The organism is Crocosphaera sp. Alani8, assembly GCF_038442745.1.
Taxonomy (GTDB): Bacteria; Cyanobacteriota; Cyanobacteriia; order Cyanobacteriales; family Microcystaceae; genus Crocosphaera.
The window spans coordinates 1-10,645 of sequence record NZ_JARVCN010000094.1; the positions used below are offsets into that span (position 1 = coordinate 1).

General features: G+C 38.0%; 8 protein-coding genes. 6 read left to right on the forward strand and 2 right to left on the reverse strand.

From position 1 onward, the window contains the following. Positions 1-607 precede the first annotated feature (607 nt). The gene (locus P9B04_RS06940; RefSeq protein WP_342054267.1) at positions 608-1,432 is read left to right on the forward strand and encodes a hypothetical protein; all 825 of its coding nucleotides are present in this window, start codon (positions 608-610) and stop codon (positions 1,430-1,432) included. Between the two features lie 88 nt (positions 1,433-1,520). On the opposite strand, the gene P9B04_RS06945 is transcribed toward P9B04_RS06940, so the two are convergent. Next, positions 1,521-3,179: a hypothetical protein gene (locus P9B04_RS06945; RefSeq protein WP_342054268.1), complete on the reverse strand. Its 1,659-nt coding sequence runs from the start codon at positions 3,177-3,179 to the stop codon at positions 1,521-1,523. A 267-nt stretch (positions 3,180-3,446) separates the two neighbouring features. Between P9B04_RS06945 and uvrC the strand changes: the two genes are divergently transcribed. Further along, positions 3,447-5,231: an excinuclease ABC subunit UvrC gene (gene uvrC, locus P9B04_RS06950; protein ID WP_446717977.1), complete on the forward strand. Its 1,785-nt coding sequence runs from the start codon at positions 3,447-3,449 to the stop codon at positions 5,229-5,231. A gap of 320 nt (positions 5,232-5,551) precedes the next feature. On the opposite strand, the gene P9B04_RS06955 is transcribed toward uvrC, so the two are convergent. Continuing rightward, positions 5,552-6,442 carry an ABC transporter permease gene (locus P9B04_RS06955; RefSeq protein ID WP_342054270.1) on the reverse strand — a complete coding sequence of 297 codons (891 nt, stop codon included), beginning with the start codon at positions 6,440-6,442 and terminating at the stop codon, positions 5,552-5,554. 156 nt (positions 6,443-6,598) lie between these two features. Between P9B04_RS06955 and P9B04_RS06960 the strand changes: the two genes are divergently transcribed. The 4 genes from P9B04_RS06960 to P9B04_RS06975 form a co-directional block, all read left to right on the forward strand. After that, positions 6,599-7,675, forward strand: a complete 1,077-nt coding sequence (locus P9B04_RS06960; RefSeq protein ID WP_342054271.1) for a hypothetical protein — start codon at positions 6,599-6,601, stop codon at positions 7,673-7,675. Between the two features lie 161 nt (positions 7,676-7,836). Beyond that, the gene (locus tag P9B04_RS06965; protein ID WP_342054272.1) at positions 7,837-8,628 is read left to right on the forward strand and encodes an SAM hydrolase/SAM-dependent halogenase family protein; all 792 of its coding nucleotides are present in this window, start codon (positions 7,837-7,839) and stop codon (positions 8,626-8,628) included. 54 nt (positions 8,629-8,682) lie between these two features. Continuing rightward, positions 8,683-9,594, forward strand: a complete 912-nt coding sequence (locus P9B04_RS06970) for an ABC transporter permease (protein ID WP_342054273.1) — start codon at positions 8,683-8,685, stop codon at positions 9,592-9,594. A 216-nt stretch (positions 9,595-9,810) separates the two neighbouring features. After that, positions 9,811-10,645 (forward strand): DegT/DnrJ/EryC1/StrS family aminotransferase (locus P9B04_RS06975; RefSeq protein ID WP_342054274.1); only part of this gene is annotated, 835 nt, incomplete at its 3' end.

The window sequence follows — 10,645 nt, forward strand, 5'->3', positions numbered from 1 at the left end:
ATCTATTAGTAAAGGGTTTTATAAGGGGGTTAAAAAGAGCGGATTTGGTATGACTTCTCACTCTCATAAGTAGTCCGACACAAATAAACAACACTATGTTAAGTAATGTAAAATATAGCAGTTCCCATACTTGTGAGGTACAGAAGTTATCTCTTTGAGGCAGAAGGCAGGGGGCAGGAGGCAGAAGTTAGGTGTACCTCATGAGTCCGAGAAACGCTATAGCCAATTTTCTCTGCGGCATCAAGCTTTTCATCCTATTTACAAACTTCAGATAGCACTGAAAACTCATGTCTGACTAGTTATTTTGTAACAATTTACTTTCTTATCTTAACAAAGGTAACTAATTAATTCGATACATAGATATTAGCTAACTTTTTTGTCGCTTCTATGAAAAGAGTTTAAGTTAAATATTTTATTGTTGATGTATATTGATTATTTAAACGAAATAATAACTTATTTTTCCAAAATATTTCTAATGATTACTAATAGTTTCAACACTTTTTCTTGCAATATTTAAATATAAAAAAAATCAGCTATCTAAGATAGCCTTTTTGAAGATGATGCTATAAGAAAAGGGTGAGTATTGGTGAATTATTAACTCAAAAGTATGCTAAAACTTAAACAAATGATTCTTTGGGTTGCGACAACCCTTAGTTTTGCTGTTGTTTCTTCTGCTGAAGCAGTTACAGTTGTCATTGGTAAAGAAGGAAGTTCACCTTCTATCACAGATAATCGGATTATACGCATTGATGATCTCAAAGTTTGTCTTACTGGTGATTTGATAAATTGTCCGAACAACGACCAGGTAACTGAAGATACAGTGGTTAGATTTTATAATGTAATTTTTAGGGAAGGTTCTTTTAGCGGGAGTGAATTCGTTGCTGATTCCACTGTTTTTGGAGATCCTAACGACCCAGGTTTTAATGCTTCGTGTCTTGAAACCACAATCCAAGTGGGTGAAGAGGAAGGTCTATGTTTTTGGAGTAACCAAGACCTAGGGAATGATATTCTTGACAAAACCCAAAACGCAATAAATAAAGCTATCAATGACGAAGTAGTCAACAATTCTAATATTACGGATCACGGGCAAATTGCGGTTCTTAAAGTGCCACCAAGTCCTTTCGGTGGATTCAATCCAGATTTAAATCATGATCTAAGCAACGAATACCGAATACCTACAGACTTCAACGGGAATATCACTTATGTGCTTAGCTCTAATAGTTCCAATAATAGTATATGGGATAAAGTCTCAAGCCCTGCTCCTCTTGCAACAGATGATGTTGTGACCTATGCTTTATTTCAATTTCTTGGTGAAGATACTGAATTTGCCTCTGAAACTGAACCTCCTAAAATACCTGAATCTTCTAGTGCCATTGCCGTCATTTTAACAGGGATTTTTCTTGTATTAACGAAAGGTAAAAAAAGTGAGTGATAGGCAAATACAACCCAAGTTCGGATTGGGATAACCGAACTCAGATTAGAATATATTGGGCAAAACTGTAAATGTATAGCAGTTTCCATCAATTTTGATCTTGTTTTCTGCCAAGTAATTTCAATGTACTCCCTGTTGTTGCAAGAAAGATCAAAGCGGCTATAGAATTGGGTTCAGGAACAGACGATGCAGACTCTAATTGCTCAAGTCTTTCCTGTTGGATCTCTTGAGGAGTTCGTTCGTTCACATCTGGGAAAGATTCTTCAGGTAAAGGGCTAGTATTGGGAATTCTGGTTAGAGGAATAAGAAAAGTCTGATTTAGGCTACCAGAGCGAGGATTTTGAGGGGCTCCCCCAGGGCCCCAAGACATTTTCACTGTTCCCTTAATGTTTTTAGCTCCCAGTTGTTCTCCTATAATCCCTGGAAAGGCAAAAAAATCCTCATCACCATTAGCACCTAACTGTTGAGGGAACACAGAAAGATCAGGTATGGGGATTATGTTGTCATTAAGATCAGTAAACTCCGTGATATTGTACTCAATCTCTGCTTCACTGGTGCGAGCCGTGGCAAAAATCTTTAATCCGTCAATTTTTTCACAAGGGACATTTGTGAAATCAGGGGTTGTTGAGGTGATGTTACCATTGCTCAAAGTTAGATTTACATTACCATTATCGGGATCGCAAACTAACTCGAAGTCCACCAGTTCATCATTAGTCCACACCCAGTTTTCTTCTCTAAGTTGGTCAAAATCATCTCCTTGATCATTAGTAGGAAAAACCCCAATTTCCCAATCTCCAGCCCCAGAGGCTCCACCCCTTGTTTGAGCTTTGAAGTTAGGACCACCCTCAACTTTAGTTCCTTCATCCAATAGCTCATATCTAACGGTGATTTTCGGCCTCAAAGACTCATCATTATCGTTTTGCGAAAAGAAACTCTCAACAGCAAAAACATTAGCATTCAAATCAGGGAAGTCAAAAATGTCAGTTGCTTCTAAGGCAATGGATAAAGTCGGGTCATTATTGCTGGGATTATCATCCAGATTATTGTCCAAAATTATTTTAACCAGTTGATTAAGTCCAGATCCCTGATAATTATTCACACGGTTAGGGCTATTAGGATCCAAGTTAAATTGGACATTGCCCTCGAAAAGAACTGGGTTCCCTGGAAGAAGTGGGTTGTTTCGTGTAGGTAGAGCATTAGTATTAATTGCAGTATTTTCATTCCAACTTCCTGTCACTTCATAGGCATTAATATTATTAATTCTCAAGACTGTTGGCGCATTTCGTCCTCCTGGACGTGCAACACCCATCTCGTCAAAGTCATTGAGATTGTTCTGATCGCTTTTAGTATGGGTCAAACTCACAAAAGCATCTACATTACCCAGAAAAGTACCAGGATGATTATTTTTAATATCACTAATGATATTGGACAAATCCCACCTAATATGAGCGACTTCTTCAAGAACTAGTGGGAAATTAGGGTCAACGAAGGGGGGATTCGCAAATGGGTCATTTGGATCGTTGATGTCGGCTGGATCATAAGCACTACCTACCTGAATGAAACGTGATGTCCCGTAGTTAACACCAGTGTTGGTGGGATCGGAATAGTTATCTGCACCAGTACCTTGACGAGAGTTAATCGTTGTCTGAAAGAAGGTTTGCGATGCTACTGGTTTGAGGTTGAAAAGAGTCAAACCGAAGATAGCACTACTTACTGCTAGTTTTAAAGGTGAGATTAGAGTTGACATTTTCTTATAGGTTTTTCAAAAAGGGGTGATCCGGCGGTAAACTTAGTATTCCCCAAAGTCATGACATGACGACTTTGCAGGGGACAGCATTTATCTTGTGTAAAGCTACTCAGATTCTGCCACATAAACTATATTTTTGCGAGGTAGTTTAATTTCTATTTAACATAGAGAGTGAATCGGTTAGGAGAATTTTTGTTGTTGTCAATACTTTCAGAAATTTTAGACGAGCAGATAAAGACATTTCCCAATGAACCTGGGGTCTATTTAATGCAAGATCATCAAGGAGATATTCTCTACATTGGTAAGTCTAAACGGTTGCGATCGCGCGTCCGTTCTTATTTCCAACCAGGGCAAGATCACACCCCTCGCATCACTTTGATGGTTCAACAGGTGGCTAACATCGAGTTTATTGTTACCGATACTGAAGCAGAAGCTTTAGCTTTAGAAGCGAATCTAATTAAGCAACATCAGCCCTATTTCAATGTTCTACTCAAAGATGACAAGAAATACCCCTACGTTTGTATTACGTGGTCAGAAAATTATCCCAGGATTTTCATCACCCGTAAACGACGTTTAAATCATCGACGGGATCGCTATTATGGCCCTTATGTGGACACCCATTTACTAAGGCAAACATTACGCTTGGTTAAACGGGTTTTTCCCTTGCGTCAACGACCTCGACCGTTGTTTAAAGATCGTCCTTGTTTAAACTACGATATTGGTCGTTGTCCTGGGGTTTGTCAAGGGTTAGTTTCTCCTGAAGATTATCACAAAATAGTGGAAAAGGTGGCTATGATTTTCCAAGGAAGAACGGAGGAATTATTACATAAATTAGCAACACAAATGGAGACGGTGGCTACTCAGTTAAACTTCGAGAAAGCAGCCCAAATTAGGGATCAAATCAAGGCTATTCAAGGGCTAGGAATTGACCAGAAAGTAACTCTGCCGGATGATACTATTTCACGGGATGCCATCGCTTTAGCTGCGGATGAAACTTATACTTGTGTTCAATTATTCCAAATTCGTGCTGGTCGTTTGGTGGGACGATTAGGCTTTTTTTCTGATACGGTTTCAGGAACCCCAGAAGGTATTTTACAAAGGGTTTTAGAAGAACATTATCTACAAGTCGATCCTGTGGAAATACCTGGTGAAATTTTGGCTCAATATATACTTCCTGAAACGGATATTTTAGCCGATTGGTTAGGGAAAAAGAAGGGAAAAAAAGTTAACATTATTGTTCCTCAAAAACAACAAAAAGCAGAGTTAATCCGTTTAGTGGAACGCAACGCAGGATATGAATTAGAAAAGACAAAACGTCATGCTCAACAAAATCTATTAGGATTAGAAGATTTAGCCCAAATATTAGATTTACCCACTCTTCCTCATCGTATTGAAGGGTACGATATTTCCCATATTCAAGGGTCAAATCCTGTAGCTTCTCAGGTGGTTTTCATCGATGGGGTTCCGGCAAAACAATCCTATCGTCATTACAAAATTAAAAATCCTCACATTACCATTGGTCATTCCGATGATTTTGCTAGTTTGGCAGAGGTATTAAGTCGTCGTTTTCGTTCCTATCAAAACAAGTCGGAAACAGAGTTATTAGAATTAGATGATTATCCAGACTTAATTATGATCGATGGAGGAAAAGGTCAACTTTCTTCGGTTATCAAAGTATTAGAATCAATGAATCTTATTCCTACTTTACAAGTCATTAGTTTGGCTAAAAAACGAGAAGAAATTTTCTTGCCTGGACAGTCTAAACCTTTAGATACTCAACCAGAACAACCAGGGGTTCAATTATTAAGAAGGGTTCGAGACGAAGCCCATCGATTTGCTGTAACCTTTCACCGTCAACAACGGTTAAAAAAAAGCCGTCATTCCCGCCTAGACGATATTCCAGGACTGGGCTTTCAGCGACAAAAACAACTGCTTGCTCATTTTCATTCTGTTGATTATATTCGGGATGCTTCTATCGAAAAATTGCAAGAAGTATCGGGAATTGGTCAAGCTTTAGCCGTGGAAATTTATGATTACTTTCACCCTAATTAGATTATCAAATTTTCCCTTTAACTCACATCTTGCACCTTCGATAAAACTGGCTAGTTTGTAGGCGTTTAGCTATCAGCTATCAGCTATCAGCCATCAGTTGAAACATATCAATCTCTATCTTATGCTGTGAGTGAGATTAAACCAATGCTTAACGCTTTCATCTCTTAGCTGAAAGCCGAACGCTGTGCGATAGCGCCGGAACGGAGTGAGGAACTGCTGACTAATTTAAGTTTTTATGTACTGGTGCCAGATGTCAGTTTAAATCCAATCGTTTTGATGTCCCCAAAGCGTCTTAGCTAGGGGACTAACGCATCCTTGTATTAAGCGAAACGACGGCGCAATAAAGGTTGAATGGTTAATAAAATTAAGGCATCAAACCCGACTAATAATAAGAGAACCCCAAGAAAATTAATGTCAAGCCAAGGGGTTTCTATCACAACGCTACCCAGGGACCATTCTCCGTTGAGGTAGATATAACGGATAGGTTCAATGGCGTAGGTTAACGGGTTTAAGCTGGCCACAACTTTTAACCATCCTGCCATGAAGGATAAAGGTGCTAAAGCTGTACTAGCAAACAGTAAGGGCAAATTCGTTACGAAAATGACCGCTATCAGTTCGATATGACCCGGTAAGGCAAACGCTAACCCTAAACTTAACCCTGTGACACCGGCGACGATTAAAAAGACAATTAAAGCGATCGCTGCTAAACCGGCTATATTAGGTAAACCTGCCCCTAACATGGCACTAGCACCCACAATCACTGCTGTTTGGATAATGCTGAGACTAATGATATATAGGGTGGAAGCTGCCACGATGGAGTAACGAGAGGCCAAAGGTGCTACCAGTAAACGGTTGAGAAAGCCAAACTCTCTGTCAAACATCACTGGAAGTCCGGCGTTCAAAGCTCCAGAAAATGCGGTAAATACAATTATACCAGGAGAGAGAAACTTAGCGTAGTTAAGATCACCCCCAAATAGTCCTTGAGGGGCGTTATAAAATAACGCGCCAAACAAAATTAACCACATAAACGGCTGGATAATACCCGCCATCAGGGTTGAGGGACGGCGTTGTAGTTGGATAAACAGACGTTTTGTCATGGCTAGGGTTTCTTGGGAAAAGTCTGAAAACCAACTGCCTTGTTGTCCCATGTCCCCCACAATATTGGGGGCTAAACTCTTGTGGTTTTGAGATGGTGTAATGGTTTGACTCATATTATTTATCTATTATTTTTCTAGCTCATCTCGATCTTATCGCCTTTTTTCGGGTATGTAGTTAGGTTGATATATAAAAATAAAATTAAAATAGAATCGGTAAGTCTCCCAGTGAGAATAAAAAACGCTAAAATGTAGGTCGTCTTTGTGTATTTTATGTCAATGATTAAGGGTTACCGAAGTTCTCTATTAGTAATAATAATCACTGTTATAACTGGAATCTTTACTTTAGTTGCTTCTGCTTCGCCTGTTTCTGAATCTTGTGTTTATCACCCAGAAGCTTATCGAGGAATTAATTTATCCAGTCTGGGTAATGAGTTAGAAACAACGGGATTATTAGGGGAAATTCATGGCATTGTTCCGGAAGAAAATATTTTCGTTTTAGCGGTTCGCGATCCCGATAATTTCTTTGATTTTCAACATTTTTCGGTTATTCCTGGTAATAAGCAAACCCAAGAAAGTTTAAAGAAACTAGGAAGACACGACCAAGTTTGTTTACAAGGTAAATTAATCAAAAATCCTAGTCCTCAGCCTCATATCGTGGTTAAAGCTGCTTTTATTATGGAATCTTGGGATGGTTTAGCAGGATACGAAAATTACCAATATCAAGGGAATATCCCAGCTGACTTACAGTATAAAAATCATGCTATTTTTAAGGTTCATTTTGTTAATAGTGAAGGGAAAATATTAGTAGTAGAGTATAAAGATAAAATATTACCTATATTTGTCAAAAATCCCGATTTAACTAAAGATTTATATCGAGGAGATTTGATTGATATCAGCTACAAAACACAACCATGGCCTGGACATCCAACCCATCTAAACTTAACTTTGAATGCTGAAAACCCGATCAAATTTGTGGATCGATTGGTTGAAAGACACGGACAGGAAGAAACATTGGCAGGAAAATTGGTTAAATTTCCTAAAAGTCCTCAACTTCAATTCGATGTTTTCGCCATAGAAGTAATTACTGAAAATTTACCTCGTTATTATACTTTAGTCAATTTTGAAGATAGAAAAGAATTTGAAGAGATTAGAGAAAAGTTAGCTAATATTTGGAACAATAATTTAGACTCCATCACATCCGGTCGTAACTTTTTAATCAATCCTAGTGTAAAGATTGAAGCCCAAGGAAAAATTAATGTTATTTCCCCTCAACAAGCTAATCCTCAAATTCTTCTAGAAAATGGTGATAAAATCAAACAATTATCAATAGCGAAATCAACTTTATGATAAATATTGGTGACATTTAGGGCAATATTATTCAGTGTTCAATCTTCTTTTTTATCCTCTCGATTATATTCTTGAAACAATCATATTTTATTTTCTGTTTTCACAAATTTTTCTCCATGTATTTTATTTTGAATGATTAAAACATCTTTTTCTTGATTTCCATGTTCAAACAATCAAAAACTATCGCTGTTTTAACAGACTTTGGCTTAGAAGATGGGTATGTTGGCATTATGAAAGGGGTTATGTCTTCTATTTATGCTGATCTTTCTATTATTGACCTTACCCATTATATTCCCCCCCAAAATATTTGGGCTGCTAGATTTTGTTTAATGAATGCTTACCCTTATTTACCCAAAAATACTGTGTTTTTAGCTGTAGTTGATCCAGGTGTGGGAAGCAAGAGGCGAAGTATTGCTATTAAGTGTTCTCGTGGTTATTTAGTAGGGCCAGATAATGGTTTATTTAGTGGTATCTTATTAGAAGATCCTGCTATTAAAGCTGTATCTTTAACTAATACTGACTATTGGCGTGTTCCTAATGTTAGTTTTACGTTTCACGGTCGAGATATTTTTGCACCAGTTGCGTCTCATTTGGCCTCTGGAGTTCCTTTAGAAGCGTTGGGTGTAGATATTCCTCTTAATAGTTTAGTCAGTCTTCCTCTAGATCATCCCAAGGTTACAGAAAATAAAATTATAGGATCAATCCAATATATCGATCATTTTGGCAACTTAATTACTAATATTTCGTCCTACCAAGTGAAGGACAAAGATTGGTTGATTCAAATTGATGATAAAATAATCAAATCTGGTTTAACCTACGGTGATGTTAACAGAGGAGAAAACATACCATTAATTGGCAGTCACGGTTGGCTAGAAATTGCCGTAAATGGGGGGAATGCTCAAGAGAAGTTACAACTGAAATGGGGAGATAAGATAACTGTTATTTTTCAATAAAATCCCATTGCTAAGAATGAGATTTTGATTTAAGTTCTATTTTATTTACATACAATGAATCTTTTTAACAAAGAATTAATCGAAGAGAAAAAGGAGGGAAAACTTTATACTTGGCATAAATTTTGTCGTGATCCTCTAGCGATTTTTGGATTAATTACCCTGACTTTTATTGTTGTTTCTGTCATGGTGGGAGCATTTATGTATCCAGTACCCATCGACAAAATAGATTTTTCTCAAGTAAATAGCTTACCTAGTTTAACCCATCCCTTCGGGACAAATTCTTTGGGACAAGATATTTTAGCAAGAGTTCTATTTGGTGGTAGAATTTCCCTTACCATAGGTATTTTGGCTATGTTAGTGGCTATTTTTTTAGGGACAACTATTGGGGCGATCGCTGGATTTTATGGAGGAATTATTGACAGTTTTTTAATGAGGTTCACAGATTTATTTTTGGCCTTGCCTCAGTTACCTTTATTGTTATTAGTGGTTTATTTATTTAGAGAACCTATTAAACAGATTGCCGGTCCAGAATTAGGTATTTTTATTTTAGTTATTATTGTCATTGGTGGACTAAACTGGATGTCTGTAGCGCGATTGGTGAGAGGAAATATTTTAAGATTAAAAGAAATGGAATTTGTTAAGGCCGCAGTTGCTTTAGGGGCTAGTTCTCATCGTATTATCTTAATTCATCTGCTTCCTAATGTGTTGAGTCTAATTATCGTTGCAGCCACTTTAGGAGTAGGGAATGCTATCATTACTGAGTCTACTTTGAGTTTTTTAGGATTAGGATTTCCTCCCGATGTTCCTACTTGGGGACAAATGTTATTTCAAGCTAAAGATTATCTCAATACTTCTCCTCACACCGCTTTTTTCCCTGGTTTAGCTATTTTTTTAACCGTTTTAAGTATTAATTATATTGGAGATGGATTACGGGATGCCTTCGATCCCAAAACAGATAACCGATAATTATTCGATCTAACAATAAATCCTCTTATTACTCACATCTTGCACCTGCAGAATAAAGTGTTAGTTAGGTTAGAGTGTGGGGTGAATATGATTATCTACTTTCTAAAGCAGATTTGGTGTCATGAGTTCGAGAAAAGGGATAATACCTCCTCCAAAGATCATAGGATACAATGGAGCATCGACTTTAGTTATTTTCTATAAGTAAACGAATTATCAATGATTTTAGCCTCTCGCACCGTCCCCTTTGTAGATTTAACCCCACAACACCAACCCATACAAGCGGAAATCGAACAAGCGATCGCTAGTGTTGTTCAACGGGGAGATTTTGTTCTAGGAAAAAAATTAAAAGAATTTGAAACCGAATTTGCCCAAGCTTGCGGTGTAAATTATGGTGTCGGAGTTACTTCCGGCACTGATGCGATCGCATTGGGACTACAAGCTTGTGGTATCACTCAAGGAGACCATGTTTTAGTTCCAGCCAATACATTTATTGCTACTGTCATGGGTATCATTCAGGCAGGAGCAAAACCGATTTTGGTGGACTGCGATCCCCGTACTGCCCTGATTGATTTAAATTTAGCAACCAAAGCTATCACCCCCAAAACCAAAGCCATTGTCCCAGTACATTTATACGGTCAAATGGTTTCCCCAAAAGCTTTACTGGACTTTGCCCAGGCACACAACATAATCATATTTGAGGACGCTGCTCAAGCCCATTTAGCCCAACGAGAAGGGTACACCGCCGGATCTATCGGTATGGGAGCAGCTTTCAGCTTTTATCCCAGTAAAAATCTGGGTGCTTTTGGTAACGGTGGAATGCTTGTTACCAAAGACGAAGAAGTAGCCCAAAAAGTTCAAACTTTAAGGAATTACGGCGCACCGAAAAAATACTATCACACAGAGGTAGGTAAAAATAGTCGCTTAGATACTTTACAAGCAGCTATTCTACAAGTCAAACTACCCCACTTACCCCAATGGAATCGATTGAGAAATCAGGCGAAGCTTCTCAAAAAGTCTGGGGGGACTCGCCGAAAGTTAGGGGACAAAGATG

Coding starts and splice junctions, on each gene's coding strand:
- P9B04_RS06940 (WP_342054267.1), top strand. CDS start 608: ATGCTAAAACTTAAACAAATGATTCTTTGGGTTGCGACAACCCTTAGT.
- P9B04_RS06945 (WP_342054268.1), bottom strand. CDS start 3,179: ATGTCAACTCTAATCTCACCTTTAAAACTAGCAGTAAGTAGTGCTATC.
- uvrC (WP_446717977.1), top strand. CDS start 3,447: ATGCAAGATCATCAAGGAGATATTCTCTACATTGGTAAGTCTAAACGG.
- P9B04_RS06955 (WP_342054270.1), bottom strand. CDS start 6,442: ATGAGTCAAACCATTACACCATCTCAAAACCACAAGAGTTTAGCCCCC.
- P9B04_RS06960 (WP_342054271.1), top strand. CDS start 6,599: ATGTCAATGATTAAGGGTTACCGAAGTTCTCTATTAGTAATAATAATC.
- P9B04_RS06965 (WP_342054272.1), top strand. CDS start 7,837: ATGTTCAAACAATCAAAAACTATCGCTGTTTTAACAGACTTTGGCTTA.
- P9B04_RS06970 (WP_342054273.1), top strand. CDS start 8,683: ATGAATCTTTTTAACAAAGAATTAATCGAAGAGAAAAAGGAGGGAAAA.